Origin of the sequence: Paracoccus luteus, from assembly GCF_004522155.1 — a bacterium.
GTDB classification, from domain to species: domain Bacteria; phylum Pseudomonadota; class Alphaproteobacteria; order Rhodobacterales; family Rhodobacteraceae; genus Paracoccus; species Paracoccus luteus.
On the sequence record NZ_SDEA01000016.1, the window covers coordinates 1 to 21,668 of the forward strand.

Annotated in this window: 24 protein-coding genes and 1 pseudogene; 14 read left to right on the forward strand and 11 right to left on the reverse strand. The window is 71.3% G+C overall.

The window, feature by feature from the left end; translation table 11 throughout:
- Positions 1-782, forward strand: a 782-nt coding sequence (locus EPA64_RS14585) for a methylenetetrahydrofolate reductase (protein WP_134727040.1), incomplete at its 5' end; no start/stop codon positions are given.
- A 406-nt stretch (positions 783-1,188) separates the two neighbouring features.
- Here the strand turns inward: EPA64_RS14585 and EPA64_RS14590 are convergent.
- Complete coding sequence (locus EPA64_RS14590; protein ID WP_246026780.1) at positions 1,189-2,259, reverse strand: DUF2235 domain-containing protein; 1,071 nt, start codon at positions 2,257-2,259, stop codon at positions 1,189-1,191.
- 73 nt (positions 2,260-2,332) lie between these two features.
- Positions 2,333-3,490, reverse strand: a complete 1,158-nt coding sequence (locus EPA64_RS14595) for a type III PLP-dependent enzyme (protein ID WP_134727041.1) — start codon at positions 3,488-3,490, stop codon at positions 2,333-2,335.
- 141 nt (positions 3,491-3,631) lie between these two features.
- Here EPA64_RS14595 and EPA64_RS14600 point away from each other — a divergent pair, with 141 nt between their 5' ends.
- Positions 3,632-4,063, forward strand: a complete 432-nt coding sequence (locus tag EPA64_RS14600; RefSeq protein ID WP_134727042.1) for an Lrp/AsnC family transcriptional regulator — start codon at positions 3,632-3,634, stop codon at positions 4,061-4,063.
- Here EPA64_RS14600 and EPA64_RS14605 read toward each other — a convergent pair.
- Positions 4,060-4,533, reverse strand: a complete 474-nt coding sequence (locus EPA64_RS14605; RefSeq protein WP_134727043.1) for a VOC family protein — start codon at positions 4,531-4,533, stop codon at positions 4,060-4,062. The genes EPA64_RS14600 and EPA64_RS14605 overlap by 4 nt on opposite strands.
- A complete protein-coding gene (locus tag EPA64_RS14610; RefSeq protein ID WP_134727044.1) occupies positions 4,530-5,186 on the reverse strand; it encodes a winged helix-turn-helix transcriptional regulator in 657 nt (218 codons plus the stop codon). The genes EPA64_RS14605 and EPA64_RS14610 overlap by 4 nt, the downstream gene beginning before the upstream one ends.
- Positions 5,187-5,290: 104 nt before the next feature.
- Here EPA64_RS14610 and EPA64_RS14615 point away from each other — a divergent pair, with 104 nt between their 5' ends.
- The 8 genes and pseudogenes from EPA64_RS14615 to EPA64_RS14650 all read left to right on the forward strand — a co-directional run bounded on the left by EPA64_RS14615 (position 5,291) and on the right by EPA64_RS14650 (position 12,799).
- Positions 5,291-6,022 carry a DUF1428 domain-containing protein gene (locus EPA64_RS14615; protein WP_134727045.1) on the forward strand — a complete coding sequence of 244 codons (732 nt, stop codon included), beginning with the start codon at positions 5,291-5,293 and terminating at the stop codon, positions 6,020-6,022.
- An 86-nt stretch (positions 6,023-6,108) separates the two neighbouring features.
- Positions 6,109-6,912, forward strand: coding sequence for a VOC family protein (locus EPA64_RS14620; RefSeq protein ID WP_134727046.1), 804 nt, complete (start codon positions 6,109-6,111; stop codon positions 6,910-6,912).
- The gene (locus EPA64_RS14625) at positions 6,909-7,598 is read left to right on the forward strand and encodes a YceI family protein (RefSeq protein WP_246026781.1); all 690 of its coding nucleotides are present in this window, start codon (positions 6,909-6,911) and stop codon (positions 7,596-7,598) included. The genes EPA64_RS14620 and EPA64_RS14625 overlap by 4 nt, the downstream gene beginning before the upstream one ends.
- Complete coding sequence (locus tag EPA64_RS14630; RefSeq protein ID WP_246026782.1) at positions 7,598-8,257, forward strand: glutathione S-transferase family protein; 660 nt, start codon at positions 7,598-7,600, stop codon at positions 8,255-8,257. The genes EPA64_RS14625 and EPA64_RS14630 overlap by 1 nt, the downstream gene beginning before the upstream one ends.
- Positions 8,257-8,907 carry a glutathione S-transferase family protein gene (locus EPA64_RS14635; protein WP_134727049.1) on the forward strand — a complete coding sequence of 217 codons (651 nt, stop codon included), beginning with the start codon at positions 8,257-8,259 and terminating at the stop codon, positions 8,905-8,907. Before EPA64_RS14630 ends, EPA64_RS14635 begins: the two co-directional genes overlap by 1 nt.
- A gap of 58 nt (positions 8,908-8,965) precedes the next feature.
- Positions 8,966-12,062: pseudogene (locus EPA64_RS14640) on the forward strand (valine--tRNA ligase).
- Positions 12,062-12,385: a DnaJ family domain-containing protein gene (locus tag EPA64_RS14645; RefSeq protein WP_134727050.1), complete on the forward strand. Its 324-nt coding sequence runs from the start codon at positions 12,062-12,064 to the stop codon at positions 12,383-12,385. The pseudogene EPA64_RS14640 and the gene EPA64_RS14645 overlap by 1 nt, the downstream one beginning before the upstream one ends.
- A gap of 72 nt (positions 12,386-12,457) precedes the next feature.
- Positions 12,458-12,799: a hypothetical protein gene (locus EPA64_RS14650; RefSeq protein ID WP_134727051.1), complete on the forward strand. Its 342-nt coding sequence runs from the start codon at positions 12,458-12,460 to the stop codon at positions 12,797-12,799.
- Here the strand turns inward: EPA64_RS14650 and EPA64_RS14655 are convergent.
- Positions 12,796-13,839 (reverse strand): NAD(P)/FAD-dependent oxidoreductase, encoded by a 1,044-nt coding sequence (locus EPA64_RS14655; protein WP_134727052.1) that lies wholly within the window; start codon positions 13,837-13,839, stop codon positions 12,796-12,798. The two genes, EPA64_RS14650 and EPA64_RS14655, sit on opposite strands and share 4 nt — an antisense overlap.
- A gap of 42 nt (positions 13,840-13,881) precedes the next feature.
- Here EPA64_RS14655 and mnmC2 point away from each other — a divergent pair, with 42 nt between their 5' ends.
- A complete protein-coding gene (gene mnmC2 / locus EPA64_RS14660; protein WP_134727053.1) occupies positions 13,882-14,532 on the forward strand; it encodes a tRNA (5-methylaminomethyl-2-thiouridine)(34)-methyltransferase MnmC2 in 651 nt (216 codons plus the stop codon).
- Here the strand turns inward: mnmC2 and EPA64_RS14665 are convergent.
- On the reverse strand, positions 14,529-15,254 hold the full coding sequence (locus tag EPA64_RS14665) for a rhomboid family intramembrane serine protease (protein ID WP_134727054.1): 726 nt from the start codon (positions 15,252-15,254) through the stop codon (positions 14,529-14,531). The two genes, mnmC2 and EPA64_RS14665, sit on opposite strands and share 4 nt — an antisense overlap.
- Before the next feature lie 335 nt (positions 15,255-15,589).
- On the opposite strand from EPA64_RS14665, the gene EPA64_RS14670 reads away from it, so the two are divergent.
- Together EPA64_RS14670 and EPA64_RS14675 are read left to right on the forward strand one after the other, a co-directional pair.
- Positions 15,590-16,909 (forward strand): 4-aminobutyrate--2-oxoglutarate transaminase, encoded by a 1,320-nt coding sequence (locus EPA64_RS14670; RefSeq protein WP_134727055.1) that lies wholly within the window; start codon positions 15,590-15,592, stop codon positions 16,907-16,909.
- A gap of 29 nt (positions 16,910-16,938) precedes the next feature.
- Positions 16,939-17,370, forward strand: coding sequence for a DUF4440 domain-containing protein (locus EPA64_RS14675; RefSeq protein ID WP_134727056.1), 432 nt, complete (start codon positions 16,939-16,941; stop codon positions 17,368-17,370).
- A 389-nt stretch (positions 17,371-17,759) separates the two neighbouring features.
- Here EPA64_RS14675 and EPA64_RS14680 read toward each other — a convergent pair whose 3' ends face one another.
- Positions 17,760-18,719 (reverse strand): acetyl-CoA carboxylase carboxyltransferase subunit alpha, encoded by a 960-nt coding sequence (locus EPA64_RS14680; protein ID WP_134727057.1) that lies wholly within the window; start codon positions 18,717-18,719, stop codon positions 17,760-17,762.
- A 127-nt stretch (positions 18,720-18,846) separates the two neighbouring features.
- Here EPA64_RS14680 and EPA64_RS14685 point away from each other — a divergent pair, with 127 nt between their 5' ends.
- On the forward strand, positions 18,847-19,149 hold the full coding sequence (locus EPA64_RS14685) for a YciI family protein (protein ID WP_134727058.1): 303 nt from the start codon (positions 18,847-18,849) through the stop codon (positions 19,147-19,149).
- A 2-nt stretch (positions 19,150-19,151) separates the two neighbouring features.
- On the opposite strand, the gene EPA64_RS14690 is transcribed toward EPA64_RS14685, so the two are convergent.
- From EPA64_RS14690 to EPA64_RS14705, 4 genes are read right to left on the reverse strand one after another with little or no spacing between them, the layout of a single operon-like run.
- On the reverse strand, positions 19,152-19,583 hold the full coding sequence (locus EPA64_RS14690; protein ID WP_134727094.1) for a molybdenum cofactor biosynthesis protein MoaE: 432 nt from the start codon (positions 19,581-19,583) through the stop codon (positions 19,152-19,154).
- Positions 19,583-19,828 carry a molybdopterin converting factor subunit 1 gene (gene moaD, locus EPA64_RS14695; protein WP_134727095.1) on the reverse strand — a complete coding sequence of 82 codons (246 nt, stop codon included), beginning with the start codon at positions 19,826-19,828 and terminating at the stop codon, positions 19,583-19,585. The genes EPA64_RS14690 and moaD overlap by 1 nt, the downstream gene beginning before the upstream one ends.
- A 2-nt stretch (positions 19,829-19,830) precedes the next feature.
- Positions 19,831-20,454, reverse strand: coding sequence for a CDP-diacylglycerol--glycerol-3-phosphate 3-phosphatidyltransferase (pgsA, locus tag EPA64_RS14700; protein ID WP_134727059.1), 624 nt, complete (start codon positions 20,452-20,454; stop codon positions 19,831-19,833).
- A gap of 49 nt (positions 20,455-20,503) precedes the next feature.
- Complete coding sequence (locus tag EPA64_RS14705; protein ID WP_134727060.1) at positions 20,504-21,652, reverse strand: YcjF family protein; 1,149 nt, start codon at positions 21,650-21,652, stop codon at positions 20,504-20,506.
- Positions 21,653-21,668 lie beyond the last annotated feature (16 nt).

Sequence of the window (21,668 nt, forward strand, 5' to 3'; positions counted from 1 at the left end):
CGCGCGCGCTGGCGCCGCTGGGGCCGGATTTCGTGTCCGTCACCTATGGTGCGGGCGGCACCACCCGGCAGCTGACGCACGAGGCGGTGACGGCGCTGGCCAGCCATTACGGGCTGAACGTCGCGGCGCACCTGACCTGCGTGGACGCGACGCGCGACGAGACGATGGCCATCGTGGACGCCTATGCCGCGGCGGGCGTGACCGAGATCGTGGCGCTGCGCGGCGACGCCCCGCAGGGGGCTGCGGCGTTCGCGCCGCACCCGCAGGGCTTTGCCAGTTCGGTCGAGCTGATCGGGGCCATCGCCGACAGGGGCGGGTTCACGATCCGCTGCGGCGCCTATCCCGAACCCCACCCAGACAGCCCCGGCAACGCCGCCGATGTCGCATGGCTCAAGCGCAAGGTGGACGCCGGGGCGACCAGCGCGATCACCCAGTTCTTTTTCGACGCCGACACGTTCTTCCGCTTTCGCGACGCCTGCGCGGCGGCGGGCATCGCGGCCCCGGTCCGCCCCGGCATCCTGCCCATTCAGGGCTGGGCGGGGGCCAAGCGCTTTGCCGCGCGCTGCGGCACCAGCGTTCCGCAATGGGCCGAGGACGCGTTCGCCGCCGCCGGGCGCGAGGGCGAACGGGCGCTGGCCCGCGACATCGCCGTCAGGCTGTGCGACGACCTGATCGCGGGCGGCGTGGACGCGCTGCATTTCTATACGCTGAACCGCCCCGACCTGACCGCCGAGATCTGCGCCAGCCTGGGCGTGACCGCGCGCCAGCCCGCCGCCGCATAGGCCGGGCGGGCGTTGCAAGCGACGCGCCCGCGCCCCTGCGTGGCTGGCTGCTGGTGCGGGAACCCTTGGGCGCTGATCGCGATCCTTGCCGCGCGCGGTTCCTGACCAAGGCCGGCAGCGGCGCGAACGATGGGCGGGCGCGGGCGCTGGTGGCGAGGATGGCGCTGCCGGGGCAAGTCTGAACGCGGCGGGTGTGGCGATGGCGCTGGACGCGGGCCGGGCGCCGCAATCGGGATTTGCATCCCCGCGCTGCTGGTGACGTGGCTGGCCGCGGCGGGCGTGGCGATGGGGCCGGAACGCGTGCTGCACACGGTTTCGGGGGCGGCAATCGTGATTTGCGTCGCCGCGCCGCTGTCGTCGCTGGATGACCGGCGGCACACGGCACCGCGCGCGCGGCGCTCACGTCCTATAGCGCCGCGGGGGGCGGCCGGCCGGAACCCCCGGCATCCGGCGGAACGGCGGCCGCGCGGCGCGGCAGGCGCAGCCTGCGCCACCGGCGGGGGCGGCGGGCAAGCCCGACCAGCGCCGCGCCGTCATAGGGCAGGGCCGAGGCGTGCAGGGTATCCGCCCCGGTCGTGCCCACGGTGCGCGGCGCGCGCAGCAGGAACGCCCGCCCCCAGCCACGCCACGACCCGACCGATGGCGCGCGCGCGTCGCAGGGCAGCTTGCCGCGCCACCCCGGCGGCAGGCGCAGCCCGTGCGCCTCGGCCCGTTCCAGCATCCAGACCAGCGGGATGTTGGCCAGCGGCCGCGCCGCCTCGTCCCCGTCCAGCTGGCCGCCGATGTCGGCGTGGCTGCCGCGGAACCACGCCTGTTCGATCCGGTCCGCGCCCTCCGCGTCCAGCAGGATCGGCTGGAACGCCGCGCGCGTCTCGTCCAGCGCCAGCGCCTGCGCGCCGAAGCGGACATGGCCGCCCAGGCGGTTGTGGTCGTGGAACCGGTGCCGCGCCTCGGTCAGCATCCACAGCAGAGGCAGCCGGACGCCCAGCGCCATGACCGTGTCGAAGACGCCGACCATGTCGATGGCGACGTCCGGGTGGCAGCGCCGCCGAAAGGCCGCCATCGCCCCCGCCGACCCGCCGCGATGATAAAAGCGCCAGGCCAGCCGGATGTTGCGTTCGGTCGCCGCGCGCGGCGTCAGCAGGCCCACGCGCCCGATCATCCCCACCAGCGAGCGCGCGGCGAACGCGCCCCGCGAATAGCCGAAGACAAAGATCGGGTCGCCCGGACGCCAGCTGCTGGCCAGCCAGCCATAGGCGGCGGCGATCCGATCCTCGACCCCGCGGCCGGTGGCCACAGCGCGGATGCCGCGCCAGTCGTCCCAGGCCGGGCCGCGCGCGTAATGCACCCGCACCGGGCCTGCGCGGCGGACCAGCCGGCGGATCGTGCCGATGTGGGTCGCGCGCGGCCCGCCGGTGGTGGCCAGCGTGCCGTCCATCAGGATGATATGGGGAATGGGTCGGCGCGGTCGGGTCATGGTCAGACCCTAAACGCCCGGGATTGCGATTCGGTTGATGCCCTTTTCGACAGGCCCCCGCCTCAGCCCGGCGTCAGTCCAGCGACATCGCGGTGACGTGGCGCATCTCGCCAAAGCCGTTGAACCGGGTATTGGTCACCACCGAATAGGCGCCCGCCCCGTGGAACACGGCAAAGTCGCCCTCGGCGATGTCCTCGGGCAGCGACAGCTCGCCCGGCAGGCGGTCCACCGAATCGCAGGTCGGGCCGAAGACGACGCGGCCCGCGCCGTTTTCCCCGCGCAGCGTGCCGTCGGGGCGGAACACCTCGATCCGGTCCAGGTTGCCGATGATCGGCAGTTCCGTCAGCCCGCCATAGACGCCGTCGTTCAGGAACACGCTGGTCCCGTCGCGCACCGCCTTGACCCGCGTGATCAGCGAGAAGGCGTCCGCGCACATGCCGCGCCCCGGTTCGCAGACCAGCGTCGGCGCGTCCTTGCCGAACACCTCGGTCGTCGTCTCGCCGATGCGGGCGAAGATCGCGCTCAGGTCCGGTTCGACCCCGTGGACGCGCCAGGACGGAAAGCCGCCGCCGACGTTCAGCCGGGTCGGACGGATGCCCGCCAGTTCGGCGATGTCGCCGGCGGTGCGGATATACGTCTCCCATGCCGCGGGATCGACGCATTGCGTGCCGGGGTGGAAGGTCAGCGAGGCGACATAGCCCCGGTCGGCGACGGCGCGCAGCAGTTCGGCCGCCAGTTCCGGCGAGGCGCCGAACTTGGACCCGAAGTCATAGGCCGCCCCCGCCACCGGCAGCTTGAACCGCGGCGAGATCTCGCAGCCCTCGGGCGGCACTTGCGCGAACAGCTTGTCCAGCTCCGACCGGCTGTCCACCGACCACGCCTTGATCCCGGCATGGACGGCGTGCGCGATCTCGGCCTGCGAGCGGACGGGGTTGTGGTAATGGCGCGCGGCCAAGGGCGCGAGGCGGCCGATCAGGTCGATCTCGAACGGGGATGCCACGTCAAAGCCGCGGATGCCGGCGGCGACCAGGTTCTGGATCACCGCCTCGTCGGGGTTGGACTTGACCGCATAGGTGACAAGGCCCGGAAAGCCGGCCAGAAAGCGCCGCGCGCGATCCTGCAGCACGGTCGGCGCGAACACCATCACCGGGTTTTCCGGCTGCATCGCGCGGATGATCTCGGCCGGGTTGTCCCAGACGGTCTTGGCCAGGCGGCCTTCGGTCAATCCCATCCCTTGTCCTTTCTGACGGCGGTTCGCCCTGCCCAACGCAGGTTCGCGCCTATGCGGTCCCGATGCAGCGTTGAAAAGGGTGGAAATGCGCACGCAGGTCGTTAATCTGCCGGATGCGTCGTCAGAATGACAGGAACGGGCATGGATGAACTGGACCGCGCCATTGTGGCCCAACTGTCGCAGGATGCGCGCATGTCGGTCGCCGTGCTGGCCCGCCGGCTGAAGGTAGCGCGATCCACCGTGCAGGCGCGGCTGGAACGGCTGGAAACCACCGGCGCCATCGCCGGATACACCCTGCGCCTGGGCGAGGCGGCGCGCCTGACCCGCATCCGCGCGACATGCCTGTTGACGATCGAGCCGCGCGCGCAGGCCGCGATCCTGGGGCGGCTGCGGGCGTTTCCATCGGTGGAACGCGTCCATTCGACGTCCGGTCGCGTCGATCTGCTGCTGCAGCTGGCCTGTTCGTCCACGACCGAACTGGATGACGTGCTGGACCAGATCGGCAACCTGACCGGGGTGAAATCGTCGGAAAGCCTGATCCACCTTTCGACCAAGTTCGACCGGGCGGTCTAGCCTGCGAAGGCGCGTTCCAGCGCGGCCATGTCCAGCTTGACCATCCCCAGCATCGCCTGCGCCGTGCGGCCGGCGGCGGCGCGGTCGGGGGCACGCATCATCGCGTTCAGCCGCGCGGGCACGACCTGCCAGCGCACGCCATAGCGGTCGCGCAGCCAGCCGCATTGCTCCGCCGCGCCGCCCTCCAGCAGCGCGTCCCAGATGCGGTCCAGTTCCGCCTGCCCCTCGCAGGCGACGGTCAGCGAAATGGCGTGGTTGAACGGGTCCAGCGGCCCGGCCGCCATCGCCGTCACCGGGGTTCCGGCCAGCGTGAACTCGACCACCACGACCGCGTCCGGCGGCCCCGAGGGCGTTTCCACGGGGATCGTCCAGACATGGTCGATGCGGCTGTCGGGGATGGTGGCGCAATAGAACCGCGCGGCCTCTTCGGCGCGGTCGGTGTACCACAGGCTGGGGATCAGGCGGGTCATGCGTCTTCTCCTGCAGGAACGGGGCGACGCAGGCGGAACAGGTCGACAAAGCCCTGCCCGCGCGCGAGGTCGCCGGTGAAACGGACCCGGCCGGTTGCGGCGACCTGCGCCAGCGGCACGGGGCCGTAGATCGCCGAGGCCATGTCGTTCGGCTGGCCGGCGAAACTCATCTCTCCGACCGCCGCATCGGCGCGGCGGATGTGCAGGCCCGAGGCGTCGGCGGTCAGCGCAAAGCTCTCGCCGTCCATGTCGAAGCCGGCGGTGAAGCGGCCCGCCGGGCGGATCGTGGCCCGCATCGACAACATCAGCGCCGTCGGGCTGATCGGCAGGCGCGGGTCGTGGCCCGCCATCCCCGCGCCCCAGCGGCACAATTCGCGCACCACGGGCCACACCGCATCGCCCTGCGCGGTCAGCGCATAGCCCGACGCACCGGCCGCATCGGCCCGCGCCACGATGCCGCCCGCCGCCAGATCCTCAAGCCGGCGGGCCAGCATGTTGGTGGCGATGCCCGGCAGCCGCGCCTTGATCGCGCCGAATCGCTTTGGCCCCAGCATCAGCTCGCGCACGACCAGCAGCGACCAGCGGTCGCCGATCAGGTCCAGCGCATGGGCCGCGATGCAGCCCTCGCCATAGGATTTGCGGTTTTCTGCCAATGCGGGCGCCTCCTGCCCGCACCGTAACAAAAATCAGTTGCTTTTTGCAAGCGACACCCGCAGCCTCATCGCATCGGACGCATTCCACCGGAAAGGACAGCCAGATGCCTTACTATACCGGTTCGGTTACCCCCGTGCCGAAAGCCAACAAGGACACCTATCTGCAAAGCCTGCGCCGCAGCTGGCCGCTGATGCAGAAACGCGGCGCGGTCCGCATGGTCGAGACCTGGGCCGAGGACATCCAGCCCGGCAAGCGGACAGATTTCCTGCGCGCGGTTCAGGCCGGCGACGACGAGGCCGTCGTCTTTGCCTGGGTCGAGTTTCCCGACAAGGCCACCGCCGACGCGGCCTGGGCCGACATCATGCAGAACCCCGACGAGATGGCGCAGGCGATGGGCGACGCGCAGTATGACGGCAAGCGCATGATCTTCGGCGGGTTCGAGACATTCGTCGCCGACGGCACCGACAAGGGCGGCTTTTACACCGGCTTCCTGACCCCGGTCCCCCAAGCCAACAAGGCGGCCTTCGCGAAGATGGCGAAATCCGCGTGGGAGGAGGAGTTCCAGCCGCGCGGCTGCCTTGGCAACTATGAAAGCTGGGGCGTTGACGTGCCCCGCGGCAAGCGCACCGACATGTATCGCGCCGTGGACGCGCAGGACGGCGAGGTGGTGGTCATGTCCTGGTGCGCCTGGCCCGATCGCGCCGCCTGCGAGGAGGCCTGGCGCGGGATGCAGGCGGGCATGGAGGCAGGGCAGGACATGCCCGACATGCCCTTTGACGGCAAACGCATGATCTGGGCGGGCTTCGACACGCTGTTCGACAGCGACCGGGCCTGAGCGCGCATCCCTGTCCGGCGGCCGGCGCGGCTGCGCGCCGCCGGGTCGGGGAACGGAACCGACACCAAGCGGCAAGGACGCATGACATGAGCTATCACGGCAACCCCTGCTGGTATGAGCTGGGCACCAGCGACACCGACCGCGCCCGCGCGTTCTATGCGGGGCTGCTGGGCTGGCAGGTCCAGGACGCGGGCATGGAGGGCTTCACCTATCTGCTGGCGCAATCGGACGGCGACATGGTCGCGGGCATGATGGGGCTGGACGCGCAGGCGGGCAGCCCGCCGCCGCACTGGCTGGTCTATGTCGCGGTCGATGACTGCGACCGGACGGCCGCCGACATCGCGGCGGCGGGCGGCCGGGTCGTCCGCGGCCCCGAGGACATCCCGGGCACCGGCCGCTTTGCCGTCGCCGCCGACCCGCAGGGCGCGCATTTCGGCATCCTGCAGCCCGACACCAGCCGAATGAGCGCGGCCGACATCGCCAAGGCCGACGCGGGGCAGGGCGCCTTTGACCAGCGCAAGGCCGGGCACGGCAACTGGCACGAGCTGATGTCGCCCGACCCGGCGGCGGGCTTTGCCTTCTACGCCGCCCTGTTCGGCTGGACCAGGGGCGAGGCGATGGACATGGGCGCGATGGGCACATACCAGCTGTTCCGCCACAAGGGGGCGGATATCGGCGGGATGATGGGGCTGGGCGCGTCGCCCGTCCCCCACTGGCTGCCCTATTTCGGCGTGAACGGCATCGATGACGCCGTGCGCCGCGTCACCGACACGGGCGGCGCGATCCAGTATGGCCCGATGGAGGTGCCGGGCGGCGCCTTCGTCATCGGCGCCACCGACCCGCAGGGCGCATGGTTCGCGCTGGTCGGCCCGCGCGCGGTGACGCCGTGAGACCTGCTGCCCTGGCGCTTGCCGCGGGGCTTTGCGCGGCATGGACCGTGGCGCATCCGCCGCCCGCGCGGGCGGACGGTCACGACCGCGCGGCGCCGGCAACGGCCGCGCCCGCGCCCGACAGCATCCCGCGCGGACGCAAGGATGCGCAGGCGGCGACGGCCGGGCGCTATGTGCTGGACCCGGGGCACACGGCGGTCATCGTGCGGGTGCCCCACATGGGATTTTCCAACAGCGTGTTCCGCTTTGACAAGGTGCAGGGCGCGCTGGACTGGCAGCCCGCGCGGATCGAGGGTTCGGCGCTGACGGCGACGGTGCAGGCGGCGTCGATCTCGACCCCGGTCGCGGGGTTCGCCGCGGCGCTGGCCGGGCCGGACTATCTGGACGCCGCCGCGCATCCGACGGCCACCTTCACCTCGACCGCGTTCGCGCCCGCGTCGGCCACGGCCGGGACGGTCCGGGGTGACCTGACGATCATGGGCCGCACGCATCCGGCCGATTTCGCCGTGCAGCTTGTGGGTGCGGGGCCGGGGTATACCGGCGACGCACAGGGCAACCCGGTGATCGGTGAGCTGATCGGCGTCACCGCGACCGCCGCCATCGACCCGCAGGCCTATGGGCTGAACCCGTTCTTCACCGATCCCATCGAAATCCGCATCGACGCCGAGTTCGCCAAACTTCCCTGATGAGCAAAAGGTCCGCCATGCTGAGCATCACCACCTATGACTGGGTGCCGCCGTTCGCCCGCGGCTATGTCCGCGACCTGCGCGCCCGCTGGGCCTGCGAAGAGGCGGGGCTGGATTACCGCATCGACACCGTCCCGGTGAAGAACCGCACCGCCGCGCATCTGGCGCGCCAGCCGTTCCATCAGGTGCCGATCCTGCAGGACGGCGATCTGACGATCTTTGAAAGCGGCGCCATCGTCCTGCATCTGGCCGAGGGATGCGACGCGCTGATGCCGCCGGGCCGCGCCGGTCGCACGCTGGTCACGCAATGGGTCATCGCGGCGCTGAACAGCATCGAGACGTGGATCCTGCCCTGGGCCGTCGCCCGGTTCTTTGACAAGGACGAACAGGCCGCCGCCAAGGCCGCCCGGCAGATGAACGAACGCCTGGGGCAGCTGGACGCGGTGCTGGCCGGGCGCGACTGGCTGGTCGACGGGCGCTTCACCGCCGCCGACATAATGATGGCCGACGTGCTGCGGATCGTGGGCGACCATGACGGGCTGGCCGACTATCCGGCGCTTGCCGCCTATGTCGCCCGTGCGACGGCGCGGCCCGCGTTCCGCAAGGCGCATGCCGGCCAGCTGGCGCATTTCGCCGCGGCGGACGAAAGGCGCGCGTGATGCCGACGCTGTGGATGCACCCGTTCTCGTCCTATTGCCAGAAGGTGCTGATCGCGCTTTACGAGAACGGCACCGCCTTCACGCCGCGGCTGGTCCGGCTGGAACTGCCCGAGGACCGCGCCGCGCTGGCCGCGCTGTGGCCGCTGGCGCGGTTCCCCGTGCTGGTGGACGGGGGCGAGGCCATCGCGGAATCCTCGATCATCATCGAGCATCTGGACCGCGCCCACCCCGGCCCCGCGCCGCTGGTCCCCGCCGACGCGCTTGAGGTGCGGTTCATGGACCGGGTGTTCGACCTGTGGGTGCAGGGACCGATGCAGGCGATGGTCAATGACGCGCTGGCGCCTGCCGGCCAGCGCAGCCCCGCGCGGGTGGACCGCGGGCGCGGCGATCTGGCGACCGCCTATCGCTGGCTGGAGGGCCGCCTTGCCGGGCGCGACTGGGCGGCGGGCAGGGCGTTCAGCATGGCCGATTGCGCCGCCGCCCCGGCGCTGTTCTATGCCCATTGGGTGCAGCCGATCCCCGCCGACCTGCCGGTGCTGAACGGGTATTTCCGGCGGCTGATGGCCCGCCCCTCGGTCGCGCGTGTGGTGGACGAGGCGCGGCCCTGGCGGCATCTGCACCCGATTGCGCCCGCGGGCGACCTGCCCTGATCCCTTGGCCTTTGCCCGCGCCCCCGCTATTCCGGTCGCGAGCCAAGGGGACCGAGTGATGAGCATGGACAAGACCTTCGACGCGCGCGCCGCCGAGGCCCGCATCGCCGCCGAGTGGGAGGCGCGGGGCGCCTTTGCCGCCGGCGCTAACGCCCGGCCCGGCGCGGAAAGCTTTTCGGTCGTGATCCCGCCGCCGAACGTCACCGGCAGCCTGCATATCGGCCACGCGCTGAACAACACGCTGCAGGACATCCTTGTCCGCTGGCACCGCATGCGCGGGTTCGACACGCTGTGGCAGCCGGGGCAGGACCACGCCGGCATCGCCACGCAGATGGTCGTCGAACGCAAGCTGGCGGCCGAGGGCAAGCCCCCGCGCAAGGACTGGGACCGCAAGGATTTCACCGACGAGATCTGGCGCTGGAAGGCGGAATCCGGCGGCACCATCGTCGGCCAGCTGAAACGGCTGGGGGCCAGCCTCGACTGGTCGCGCAACGCCTTCACCATGTCGGGCGCGCCCGGCGCGCCCGCGGACGAGGGCGGCAATTTCCACGACGCGGTGATCCGCGTCTTTGTGGATATGCACGACAAGGGCCTGATCTATCGCGGCAAGCGGCTGGTGAACTGGGATCCCCGGTTCGAGACAGCGATTTCCGATCTGGAGGTCGAGAACCGCGAGGTCGACGGCCATATGTGGCACTTCAAATATCCGCTGGCGGGCGGGGCCACCTATGATTACGTCGAACGCGACGCCGACGGGAACGTCACCCTGCGCGAGACGCGCGACTATATCAGCATCGCCACGACGCGCCCCGAAACCATGCTGGGCGACGGCGCGGTGGCGGTCCACCCGGACGATCCGCGCTATGCCCCCATCGTGGGGCAGCTGTGCGAGATCCCGGTCGGGCCCAAGGCGCAGCGCCGTCTGATCCCGATCATCACCGACGCCTATCCCGATCCCGACTTCGGGTCGGGCGCCGTCAAGATCACCGGGGCGCATGACTTCAACGACTATGCCGTCGCCATGCGCAACGGCATCCCGCTGTATGCGCTGATGGACACCCGCGCCCGGATGCGCGAGGACGGGCTGCCCTATGCCGAATCCGCCGCCATCGCCACCCGCGCGGCACGGGGCGAGGATGTGGGCGACGTGTCGGCCGTGAACCTCGTCCCCGAGGATCTGCGCGGCCTGGACCGCCTGGACGCCCGCCGCCGGGTCGTGGACGCCATCACCGCCGAGGGGCTGGCGGTGACGTTCCTGCACCGCGAGATCGAGCCGGAAACCGGCGCCGAGCATCTGGAAAACCGCCCGCTGGTGGAATCGAAAAAGATCATGCAGCCCTTCGGCGACCGCTCGGGCGTGGTGATCGAGCCGATGCTGACCGACCAGTGGTTCGTGGACACCGCCCGCATCGTGCAGCCCGCCATCGACGCGGTCCGCGACGGCCGCACCCGGATCGTGCCCGAGCAGCACGAAAAGGTCTATTTCCACTGGCTGGAAAACATCGAGCCGTGGACGATCAGCCGCCAGCTGTGGTGGGGCCACCAGATCCCGGTGTGGTATGGCCTCGATCTGCACGCGCCTGCGGGCTTTGCCGATGACGAGGGCGACGGCGCGCTGGACGCGGTCGAACTGTTCACCCTGCTGGCCGACGGGCTGGTCGATCGCGGCGAGCGCCACCACGCCGCCGCCAGCTTTGACGACGTGGCCGAGGCGTTCCGCGACGACATCGCGGGCCTGCCGCAGCCGCTGGAAATCTCGCGCATCGTCGAGGTCGCCGACCGCGAGGCGGCGGTGGACGCGCTGGCCGCGTCGCTCGCCGACTACAACCTGACGCAGGATCCGACGCATCTGGTCTATCCGGTGTGGCGCGACCCCGACGTGCTGGACACGTGGTTTTCGTCGGGCCTGTGGCCCATCGGCACGCTGGGCTGGCCCGAGGACACGGCCGAGCTGCGGAAATATTTTCCGACATCGACGCTGATCACCGGGTTCGACATCATCTTCTTCTGGGTCGCCCGGATGATGATGATGCAGCTGGCCGTGGTCGGCAACGTGCCGTTCCGCAACGTCTATGTCCACGGGCTGGTGCGCGACGAAAAGGGCGCCAAGATGTCCAAGTCCAAGGGCAACGTCATCGACCCGCTGGACCTGATCGACGCCTATGGCGCGGACCCGCTGCGGTTCACCCTGACCAGCATGGCCGCGATGGGCCGCGACCCCAAGCTGGGGCCGAAACACGTCGAGGCGAACCGCAACTTTGTCACCAAGATCTGGAACGCGACCCGCTTCGCCGAGATGAACGGCGTCTTTGCGGCCCCCGCAGGCCAGCCCGCGCCGGTCCACACCGTCAACCGCTGGATCATGGGCGAGGTCGCGCGCGCGGCTGGCGGTGGACGAGGCGCTGGCGGCCTATCGCTTCAACGAGGCGGCGGCGGTGCTGTATGGTTTCGTCTGGGGCAAGGTCTGCGACTGGTATGTCGAGTTCGCCAAGCCCCTGTTCGACGGCGAACACGCCGACGAGACGCGGGCGACCATGCGCTGGGTCATCGAACAGTCGGTGACGCTGCTGCATCCGATCATGCCGTTCGTCACCGAGGAAATCTGGGCGCTGACCGGCACCCGCGACCGGATGCTGGTCCACGGCGACTGGCCGGAATACGGGGCCGAGCTGATCGACGCCGACGCCGACCGCCAGATGAACTGGGTCATCGGCCTGATCGAGGCGGTGCGGTCCGCCCGCGCCCAGATGGGCGTGCCCGCGGGCGCGCGGCTGGACCTGATCGTCACGCAGGCCGACGACGCGGCGCGCACGGCGCTGGCCGCGAACGGCGCGCTGGTCGAAAGGCTGGCGCGGGTCAACCCGCCGGTGGATGGCATCGCGGCGGGCGGCACCATCGCGGTGGCCGCGCCGGGGGCATCCTTCGCGCTGCCCATCGGCGACGTGATCGACGTCGCGGCGGAAACCGCGCGGCTGAAAAAGGCCGCCGACCGCGCCGCCAAGGACGCCGGCGGCCTGCGCGGGCGGCTGGGCAACACCCGCTTTGTCGAAAGCGCGGACCCCGAGGTGATCGAGGAAACCCGCGCCAAGCTGGCGGATTTGAACGAGGAAATCGCCCGGCTGAACGCGGCGCTGGGGCAGCTGGCGGCGATGTGATGCACTGGTTCGAACGGATCGCCCAGCGTCGCATCGACGCCGCCGCCGCGCGGGGCGATCTGTCCGGCCTGCGCGGCGAGGGCAGGCCGCTGGACCCCGAGCGTCTGCGCGAGACGGCCGACGACGTGCTGAACCGGATGCTTGCGGACGGGGGGTTCGTCCCAGCCGAGGTCGCGCTGGCCCGCGACATCGCCGCCGCCCGCGCCGTGCTGTCGCAGATCGAGGACGAGGCCGAGCGCCGCGACCTGCAACGGCGCATCGCCCTGATGGAGCTGAAGCGCGCCGTCGCGCAGGACGCGCGGCGGGCCTCGGCGCGGCGCTGATCCGAACCGCTTGATCGCGCGACAGACGCCCGGCAATGTGCGGCGAATACAGTTCCTTGAAAGGCATTCCCCATGAAGTCTGTCGCTGCCGCCCTTCTGACGCTTGTCGCCCTGACCGCCGTTCCCGCACAGGCCCGACCCGTCGTCTGCAGCCTGACCATCGCGGACCGCCAAGTTTTCGCGGGCGGCGATTGCGATTTCAGGGCCCACGGCAACGACGGCAGCTTTCAGCTGACCGCGCCGGGCGGCGAGTATTTCGTCTATGTCAACATGGACGGCGGCGGCGCGGCCAAGGGCTATTGGAACGGCTGGGAACGCGCCAGCCGCGCCCACGACGATCTGGGCACGCTGACGCGCGACGCGGCCGACCGCGCCTGCTGGTCGAACGGCTATGCGACGGTCTGCGCCCGCTAGCCGGCCAGCCGGAACCCCTCGGGGATGCGGTCCACGCCGTCCAGCACCAGGTCGGCCACCATCGCCGCGACCGCCGGGGCCATGCCGAAGCCGATCTTGAAGCCTCCGTTCGCCACGACATGCCCCGGCCGTCCGGGCCAAGGCCCGATCAGCGGGGCGCGGCTGGCGGCGCGGGGGCGGACCCCGGCCCAGCGGTCGACGACGGCGCAACCGGCCAGCGCCGGGCACAGGACGCGGGCGCGCGCGATCAGCGCGTCAAGCTGCGCGTCGGTCGCGGCCCCGTCCAGGAACGCCCGTTCCGAGGTCGATCCGATGGCCGCCGTCCCGTCCGCGTGGGGCACGATATGCAGCCCGTCGGCAAAGACCTGCGGCGCGTCGGGCGCGGCAAGGGCCAGCAGCGCCGACTGGCCCTTGACGCCGCCGCCCATCGCGCGGCCCAGATCGGCCGATAGCGCCGCCAGCCCCGGCGCGCCGGTGGCCCAGATCACGGGGCCGGGCAGGGCGCCCGGATGCTGCGGCCCGGCGCCCTCGGCCACCGTGCCGCCCGCCGCGCGGATCGCGGCGGCCAGCGCGCGGCCTGCGGCGCGGGGGGACAGCCGCGCGGTCAGGTTGTCGGTCAGCCACAGGCCCGACGGGCTGTCGGGCACCAGCGGCCCTTCGGGCGCATCGGTCAGCGTCATGCGGAACGGGGCGGGCCAGACCGCCTGCGCGGCGGCGATGCGGGCGCGGACGCGGTCCAGCGCGCCCCCCTCGACCGGCTGGACCCGGCCGGTGCGCGCATAGCCCGGACCCTCGCCGCCCGCCGCCGCGACGGCCGCCCACCAGCCTTCGGCCGCGACCAGCGCGTCCAGCTGCACCTGCTTCTTGGGGTTCCAGTTTTCCGGCGCGTGGGGCGCCAGCGCGCCCACGGTGCCGCCGCTGGACCCCGCGCCGATGCGCTCCGCCTCGATCACCGTGACCGTCGCGCCGCGCCGCGCCAGTTCCCACGCGCAGGCAAGGCCCATGATCCCCGCGCCGATCACCGTCACCGCCCTTGCCATCGTCGTGCGCCCCCGCCATGTGCGGCCCGAGAGGTAACGCCGATGACCCCCCACGACCAGAGCGGGCTGGACTGGCGCGGCAGCGTCCCGGTGTCGCGCCGCTTTGACGACCCGTTCTTCAGCCTTGCCGGGGGCTTGGCCGAGACGCGCCACGTCTTTCTGGCCGGCAACGACCTGCCCGCGCGGCTGGTCCCCGGCTTTCACGTCACGGAAACGGGCTTCGGCACCGGGCTGAACCTGCTGGCGCTGGCGCAGGTCGCGACGGTGCCGGTGCGCTTCACCAGCTTCGAGGCGTATCCGCTGACGGTGGCGGACCTGGCCCGCGCGCACGGGGCGTTCCCCGAACTGGCCGATCTGTCGGCGCAGCTGCGGGCGGGCTGGGGCGGCGAGACGCTGAGCGTCGGCCATGTCACCGCGCGCATCGTGCAGGGCGACGCGCGCGAGACGCTGCCCGCCTGGGACGGGGTGGCCGACGCCTGGTTCCTGGACGGGTTCTCCCCGGCGCGGAACCCGGAACTGTGGTCGGACGCGCTGATGGCGGCGGTGGGCGCGCATACCGCGGCGGGCGGCAGCTTTGCGACCTATACCGCCGCGGGCCATGTCCGGCGCGCGCTGGCCGCGGCGGGCTTTGCCGTGACCCGCGCCCCCGGCTTCGCCGGCAAGCGCCACATGACCCGCGGTATCCGCCCCTAGCGTCGCACCGTGGGGATGCGGCTGGGCGCATAGTCGACCGGCCGGTGGGGCGGCCGCCCTTGGGTGCGCGACCAGAACCGCGGCCCGCCCCGGCGCAGGAACACCGGCAGCGCCAGCACCACGCCCGCGACAAAGCCGCCCGCGTGCGCCCAATAGGCCACGCCCGCCTCGCCGCCCATCATCGCATAGCCCGACACCAGCTGCAGCGCGAACCAGACCGCCAGCATCACCCAGGCGGGGATGGTGAACATCTTGATCAGGATGATGATGATGGCGACCACGTCCACCTTGGCGCGCGGGAACATCAGCAGATAGCCGCCCATCACGCCCGCGATGGCCCCCGACGCGCCCACCATCGGGATGCCGTTCGTCGGATCGGCCGCGATCTGCGCCGCAGCCGCCGCAAGGCCGCTGGCCAGATAGAACACGAGAAAGCCCAGATGCCCCATCTGGTCCTCAAGGTTATCGCCGAAGATCCACAAAAACAGCATGTTCCCCCCCAGATGCAGCAGCCCCGCGTGCAGGAACATGTGGGTCATCAGCCCCCAGGCCTGCGCCCCGTTCAGGACGGCGACGGGATACAGGGCGAGGTTTTCCCACAGCCCCACCATGCCGCCCGCCCAGGGCGCGGTCAGCAGGAACAGCGCGATGTTGGCCAACATCAGCGCGATGGTGACATAGGGCGTGCGTTCGGACGGGTTGTGGTCGCGGATCGGGAACATCGGGCCTTTCCGGCATGGGCTGTGTCGGGGAACGCGCGGCGGACCAAGGGGTTGCGTGATCCGCGCGATGGGGCGGGCTCATGCGCTCATGCGCTCATGCGCTCCTGCGTTCCCGCGTCCCAGCGTCCATGCGTGCGGCATGCGTGGAGCGTCCTGGCGTCCGCGCTCGGGCGAGCGCCCGCGTCCCCGCGTCCCCCGCTTCCATGCTTCTCCCATCCTCCCCCGGCCCCGACCCGCATCCCCGCGTCGCATCGCGCGATTGTGTCCCCCCGCTCGGCGGCGCTAGATAGGCGGCGACAGGCCCGGTTGCGGGCCCGCCGCGACAGGGGATGCGCATGACCACGATGACCGACCGCAAGAACGCCGCCATCTCGCGCGGCGTGGGGATGACCACGCAGATCTATGCCGACCGGGCCGAGAACGCCGAGATCTGGGACAAGGACGGCAACCGTTATATCGACTTTGCCGCCGGGATCGCGGTCGTGAACACCGGCCACCGGCACCCCCGCGTCGTGCAGGCGATCAAGGACCAGCTGGACCGGTTCACCCACACCTGCCATCAGGTTGTGCCGTATGAAAACTATGTCTCGCTGGCGGAACGCCTGAACCGCCTGGTGCCCGGCGATTTCGAGAAAAAGACCATCTTCGCCACCACCGGCGCCGAGGCGGTGGAAAACGCCGTCAAGATCGCCCGCCACCACACCGGCCGGCCGGGGATCGTCGCCTTCACCGGCGCGTTCCACGGGCGCACCTTCATGGGCATGACGCTGACCGGCAAGGTCCAGCCCTACAAGGCGGGCTTCGGGGCAATGATGCCCGACGTCTGGCACCTGCCGTTCCCCAACGAGCTGCACGGCGTCAGCCAGGCGGATGCGCTGGCCGCGCTGGACAAGCTGTTCAAGGCCGACGTGGACCCCGCCCGTGTGGCCGCCATCATCGTGGAACCCGTGCAGGGCGAGGGCGGGTTCTATCCCGTGCCGTCCGGCTTCATGCAGACGCTGCGCGCGCTGTGCGACGATCACGGCATGCTGCTGATCGCCGACGAGGTGCAGACCGGGTTCGCCCGCACCGGCAAGTTGTTCGCGATGGAACATCACGGCGTCGCGGCCGACATCACCTGCATGGCCAAGGGCCTGGGCGGCGGCATGCCCATCTCGGCCGTGACCGGCCGGGCCGAGGTGATGGACGGGCCCAATCCGGGCGGCCTGGGCGGCACCTATGCCGGCAACCCGCTGGGCGTGGCCGCGGCCCACGCCGTGCTGGACATCATCGAGGACGAGGGCCTGTCCGAACGCGCCGAACGGCTGGGCCAGCGGCTGAAACAGCGCCTTGCGTCCTTGCGCGACGATGTCCCGGAAATCGTGGACATCCGCGGCCCCGGCCTGATGAACGCGGTCGAGTTCAACGTGGGCGCCAAGCCCAGCCCCGAGTTCACCAACAAGGTCCGCGAAGAGGCGCTGTCGCGCGGCCTGATCCTGCTGACCTGCGGCGTCTACGGCAACGTCATCCGCTTTTTGCCGCCGCTGACCGTGCCGGACGCGGTCTTCGACGAGGCGCTGGGGATCATCGAGGATTCGGTGCGCGCCGCGCGGGGCGCGGGCAGGCATCAGGCCGCGCAGGACGGCGGGCTGATGGCGGGCGCGCAAGAGGCCTGAGGCGGGAACTCATCCACGCAGGAGCGGCAATGGAAGACGCGATCCGAACGCTGCTGAGTTGCCACGAGGCGCTGTTCGGGCAGGCGTTGGCCGGGGATGGCGATGCCGAGGCCGAGGCGGCACTGTTCGCCGAAGCCTTCATCGCCGCCTCGCCGGCCGGGGTGCAGACCGGCCGCAACAACGCGGATCTGCGCCAGGCCATAGCGCAGGGGTATGAGCATTATCGCGCCATCGGCACCACCGGGATGCGTATCCGGGACCTGCGCGTGACCGCGATCGACGGCCACCACGCGATCGCGCATGTCGCATGGACGGCCACCTATGCGCGGGCGGACCTGCCCGAAATCGCGGTGGATTTCGACGTTCACTATCTGGTGCAGAAACTGGACGGCCAGCCCCGGATCTTCGGCTGGATAGCGGGGGACGAACAGGCGCTGCTGAAGGCGCGCGGGATCACCTGACCGTCAACGCCGCGACCGGGGGCCTCGCCCCCGGGCCCCGCGGGATAGTTCCGGCCGCCCGAACCGCGTGAGCCGCTTGTTGCGTTTGGGGCAGCCTGCCGGGCGTGACAGGCGGGGACGCCGATGACCGTGCCGACCGAAGCGGCCCCGGTCCGCGCGGCGGGGTCCGCGGGCCTGCGGCGGCCGAAGATGTCCTTGGGTCTTCCGAGTGCCCGGGAAACGGTCTGGACTGTCGCCAGCGAGGAAGATGACGGCAGTCGCGACCCGCGCCTTGCGAGCCAACGGGGAAGACAGCCGCTATCCCGGCCGCGATGGTGTGCGGGGGTGCGTGCGACACCCGCGCGGGGGGCAGGGCGTGCCCGCGGTTGCGCGCAACGGGTGTTTGCCGCTTACGCCGCCAGACCCTTCGAGCCCATGTCCAGGAACTTTTGCCGCCGTGCGCGGATCAGCTCGGCCGGTTTCGCGCCCTTGAGGCCGTCCAGCAGCGTCGCGATCTCGCGGCCGACCTCGGCGATGGCCTCGTCGCGGTCGCGCTGGGCGCCGCCGACGGGTTCGGTGATGATGCAGTCGATGACGCCCAGTTTCTTCAGATCCTGCGCGGTCAGTTTCAGGGCCTCGGCGGCCTCGCGCATCTTTTCGGCGTCCTTCCACAGGATCGAGGCGCAGCCCTCGGGCGAGATCACCGAATAGATCGAATGTTCCAGCATCGCCACGCGGTCCGCGGTGGCAAAGGCGACGGCGCCGCCCGATCCGCCCTCGCCGATGATGACGCTGACCAGCGGCACGCCGATCTGCAGGCATTTTTCGGTGCACCGCGCGATCGCCTCGGACTGGCCGCGCTCCTCGGCCCCCTTGCCCGGATAGGCGCCGGGGGTGTCCACCAGCGTGATGACCGGCAGGCCGAACCGGTCGGCCATCTCCATCAGGCGGATCGCCTTGCGATAGCCTTCGGGGCGCGCCATGCCAAAGTTGCGGTGGATGCGCGAGCGGGTGTCGTTGCCCTTTTCGTGCCCGATCACCACCACCGGCTGGTCGCGGAACCGCGCCAGCCCGCCCATCACCGCGTGATCATCGGCAAAGCCGCGGTCGCCGGCCAGCGGCGTCCATTCGGAAAACAGCGCGTCCACATAGTCGGTGCAATGCGGCCGGTCGGGGTGGCGCGCGACCAGCGTCTTTCGCCACGGGTCGAGGTTCCTGTAGAGGTCGCGCAGCATGTCGGCGGCCTTGCGGTCCAGCGCCGCGGCCTCTTTCTCCAGGTCCACGCCCTCGCCCTTGCGGGCCACGGCGCGCAGTTCCTCGGCCTTGCCTTCCAGATCGGCAAGCGGCTTTTCGAATTCCAGATAGGTCATGGCCCGGGCCTTTCGCTGGTCACGCGCGTTATGATGCGGGGGCGGGCGGATTGCAACGCGGGCGCCGCTTGACAGCGGGTCCGGCCGCGCCCCAGCATCGGCCGGGGCCACGGACAGGGGGCGCGACATGGGCTGGTTCCTGCTGCGGCTGCGCCCGCCCCGCGCCAGCTTTCCCGCCGACGCGACCGCCGCCGAAGGCGCGGCGATGGACCGCCACGCGGCGTTCTGGCAGGCGCGCGCCGACGCGGGCGATGCGGCGGCGGTCGGCCCGGTGCTGGACCCGGCGGGCGTCTGGGGGCTGGCGATCGTGCAGGCCGCCGACGCGGACGCCGCGCTGGCGCTGACGCGCGGCGATCCGGTGCTGACCGAGGTCGCGGGATTTTCCTATGAGGTGCTGGCGATGGGCGGGCTGATCCGCCCCGGCGGCTGAGGTCACCAGCGCGACAGCGCATCCTCGTCGTCGGCCTTGGCCGCCACCCAGCCGCCGGGGCCGCCGGGGCCGATCTCGCGTTTCCAGAAAGGCGCGCGGGATTTCAGCCAGTCCATCAGGAAATCGGCCGCGTCGAAGGCCGCGCGGCGATGGCGGGCGGCGGTGGCGACCATCATGATCGGCTGACCCACGGCCAGATGCCCGTGGCGGTGGACGACCAGCACGTCGGTCAGGCCAAAGCGGTCCGCCGCCGCCCGCGCATGGGCCTCCAGCGCCCGTTCGGTCATGCCGGGGTAATGCTCGATGTCGAGCGCCGCCAGCCCGCCGTCGCCGCGCACCAGCCCGGTGAAGGTGACGACCGCGCCCGCGCCCGCGCCGAACCCGTCCAGCAGTGCGGCCGCGTCGAACGGCTCGGACTGGACCATGACGCGCATCATCCGCCCGTCATCGGTGGAAAGAACGCGACCTCGCGCGCGCCCGACAGCGGCGCGTCCCAGTCGGCCAGTTCCTGATCGACCGCGACGCGCACCGCCGACAGGTCCGACAGCGCTGCCGCGTGGCGGTCGTCGCGGGCGGCCAGTTCGGCCACCAGCGCGGCGACGGTCGTGGCCTCGGTCTCGACCCGTTCGCGGGGCGCGCCGATGCGTTCCCGCAGCCAGGCGAAATAAAGGACGTCCAGCGTCATTGCGTGTCCCGCAGCCACGGCCGCGCCTTGTCAAAGTAATCCCAGCCGGTGATCGCCGTCAGGATGGCGGCAAGCCAGATCAGGATCAGCCCGATCTGGGTCGCAAGGTCGGACCAGCTGTCCGACCACGGCAGGCGGGTTTCCCCCACCAGCGGCGGGTGGCCCTGTTCGTAATAGGCAAGTCCGGTGCCAAGGAACATCATGGCGATGGCGACCATCTGCGCGGTGGTCTTCCACTTGGCCAGCTTCGTGACCTTCAGCTTGCCGGAATCCGCGCCCAGGAACTCGCGCAGGCCGCTGACAAAGACCTCGCGGAACAGGATCACGGTCGCGGGCAGGATCAGCCACGGGTTCATGCCGGAATAGCCGGTGATGACGACCAGCGCGATGACCACCATCGCCTTGTCCGCGATCGGGTCCATCGCCGCGCCAAAGCGGCTTTCCTGTCCCCAGGCGCGCGCGATCTGGCCGTCGAACCAGTCGGTGGCGGCGGCCAGGACGAACAGCGCCAGCGCCGCGAAATCGGCGAAGGGGCGGCTGAAATACAGGAACATCAGCGGCACGCCGGGCGCGGCAAGCAGGCGCAGCATGGTCAGGACGTTGGGCAGGTTCCATCTCATGGCGCGCAGGCTAATGGGTTGCGCGGCCGGGGGAAAGGGGGGCGGCCGCTCAGCGGCCCTCATCCTCGCCGAACAGGCCCTTGAGGCCGCGCGCCATCAGGTTGCCCACCCTGGGGCGCGGTTGCTGGATAAAGGGCAGAGGGCGGCAGACCTCCATCGCGGCGATGCCGACGCGGGCGGTCAGGGCGCCGTTCACGACCCCCTCGCCAAAGCGGCGGCTGACCTTGGCCAGCATGCCGCCGCCCGCGACGGTGTGGATCAGGTCGTCGCCAGCGGCGACCGCCCCGGTGGCGACCAGATGGGTGACGACGGTGCGGGCCAGCCGCCAGCCGCCGACCGCGCCGGCGCGCCCGCCATAGATTTCCGCCATGCGCCGGATCATCCGCAGGTTCGCGGCCAGCGCCGCCAGCACGTCGGCCAGCGCCAGCGGGATCAGCGCGGTGGCGGCGGCGACGGTGCGGGCGGCGGCCTCGATCTCGCGCCGGGCCTGTTGGTCCAGCGGGGCCAGCAGCTCGGCCTCGGCCAGCGCCAGCAGGGTGTGGGCGTCGAAGACGTCGCCCCGCCGCGCGGCCAGGTTGCGCCGCGCCCAGGCGAGTTCGGGGCGGCGGGCATACAGGCCGTCAAGCTGGTCGGCCACGCCGCGCGCCTGCGCCAGATCCGCGCGCGCCAGCGCCGCCCCCGCGGCGCGGTGGATCGCGTCGATGCGCCCGAACCGCGCCCAGGCCGCGTATTCGCGCACCGCCATCGCCAGCGCCGCCACGGTAAAGGCGGCGAACAGCGCGATCCCCACCCAGCCCAGCAGGGGATAGCGCGCCATCAGATCCTCGAAGAACCGCAACGCGGCCATCGCCAGCAGGAACGTCAGCAGCGCCACCAACGAGTTGATGAAGAACCGCGTCACCCGCGACGGGCCGCGTCCCGCCAGCCGCATGACCATCTGCATGGTCCTGGGCCGGGGCAGGGCGTCGGGCAGCCCGTCGTCGATGGGCAGCGCGTCGGCGGGCGAGGGGGCAGGGCTGCCGCCGGCCGCCGGGCGCGCGCGGGGCGCCCGCGCGTCGCGCCCGTCGCCCGGCCTGTCCGGGGACGGCGGCGCGGCGGGGTCGGCCTGCGGGGCGGCATCCGCCTGCGGCACGGACGCCGCGGGGCCGTATTCGATCAGGACCGGGCCGCGGCGGGGGGGCTTGGGAACCTCAGCCATGACGGGGCCTTTCGGG

Excerpts from the sequence above, each read along its gene's own strand:
- EPA64_RS14590 (WP_246026780.1), bottom strand. The coding sequence starts at position 2,259 with ATGACCCGACCGCGCCGACCCATTCCCCATATCATCCTGATGGACGGC.
- EPA64_RS14595 (WP_134727041.1), bottom strand. The coding sequence starts at position 3,490 with ATGGGATTGACCGAAGGCCGCCTGGCCAAGACCGTCTGGGACAACCCG.
- EPA64_RS14600 (WP_134727042.1), top strand. The coding sequence starts at position 3,632 with ATGGATGAACTGGACCGCGCCATTGTGGCCCAACTGTCGCAGGATGCG.
- EPA64_RS14605 (WP_134727043.1), bottom strand. The coding sequence starts at position 4,533 with ATGACCCGCCTGATCCCCAGCCTGTGGTACACCGACCGCGCCGAAGAG.
- EPA64_RS14615 (WP_134727045.1), top strand. The coding sequence starts at position 5,291 with ATGCCTTACTATACCGGTTCGGTTACCCCCGTGCCGAAAGCCAACAAG.
- EPA64_RS14620 (WP_134727046.1), top strand. The coding sequence starts at position 6,109 with ATGAGCTATCACGGCAACCCCTGCTGGTATGAGCTGGGCACCAGCGAC.
- EPA64_RS14630 (WP_246026782.1), top strand. The coding sequence starts at position 7,598 with ATGAGCAAAAGGTCCGCCATGCTGAGCATCACCACCTATGACTGGGTG.
- EPA64_RS14635 (WP_134727049.1), top strand. The coding sequence starts at position 8,257 with ATGCCGACGCTGTGGATGCACCCGTTCTCGTCCTATTGCCAGAAGGTG.
- EPA64_RS14645 (WP_134727050.1), top strand. The coding sequence starts at position 12,062 with ATGCACTGGTTCGAACGGATCGCCCAGCGTCGCATCGACGCCGCCGCC.
- EPA64_RS14650 (WP_134727051.1), top strand. The coding sequence starts at position 12,458 with ATGAAGTCTGTCGCTGCCGCCCTTCTGACGCTTGTCGCCCTGACCGCC.
- EPA64_RS14655 (WP_134727052.1), bottom strand. The coding sequence starts at position 13,839 with ATGGCAAGGGCGGTGACGGTGATCGGCGCGGGGATCATGGGCCTTGCC.
- mnmC2 (WP_134727053.1), top strand. The coding sequence starts at position 13,882 with ATGACCCCCCACGACCAGAGCGGGCTGGACTGGCGCGGCAGCGTCCCG.
- EPA64_RS14665 (WP_134727054.1), bottom strand. The coding sequence starts at position 15,254 with ATGTTCCCGATCCGCGACCACAACCCGTCCGAACGCACGCCCTATGTC.
- EPA64_RS14670 (WP_134727055.1), top strand. The coding sequence starts at position 15,590 with ATGACCACGATGACCGACCGCAAGAACGCCGCCATCTCGCGCGGCGTG.
- EPA64_RS14675 (WP_134727056.1), top strand. The coding sequence starts at position 16,939 with ATGGAAGACGCGATCCGAACGCTGCTGAGTTGCCACGAGGCGCTGTTC.
- EPA64_RS14680 (WP_134727057.1), bottom strand. The coding sequence starts at position 18,719 with ATGACCTATCTGGAATTCGAAAAGCCGCTTGCCGATCTGGAAGGCAAG.
- EPA64_RS14685 (WP_134727058.1), top strand. The coding sequence starts at position 18,847 with ATGGGCTGGTTCCTGCTGCGGCTGCGCCCGCCCCGCGCCAGCTTTCCC.
- EPA64_RS14690 (WP_134727094.1), bottom strand. The coding sequence starts at position 19,583 with ATGCGCGTCATGGTCCAGTCCGAGCCGTTCGACGCGGCCGCACTGCTG.
- pgsA (WP_134727059.1), bottom strand. The coding sequence starts at position 20,454 with ATGAGATGGAACCTGCCCAACGTCCTGACCATGCTGCGCCTGCTTGCC.
- EPA64_RS14705 (WP_134727060.1), bottom strand. The coding sequence starts at position 21,652 with ATGGCTGAGGTTCCCAAGCCCCCCCGCCGCGGCCCGGTCCTGATCGAA.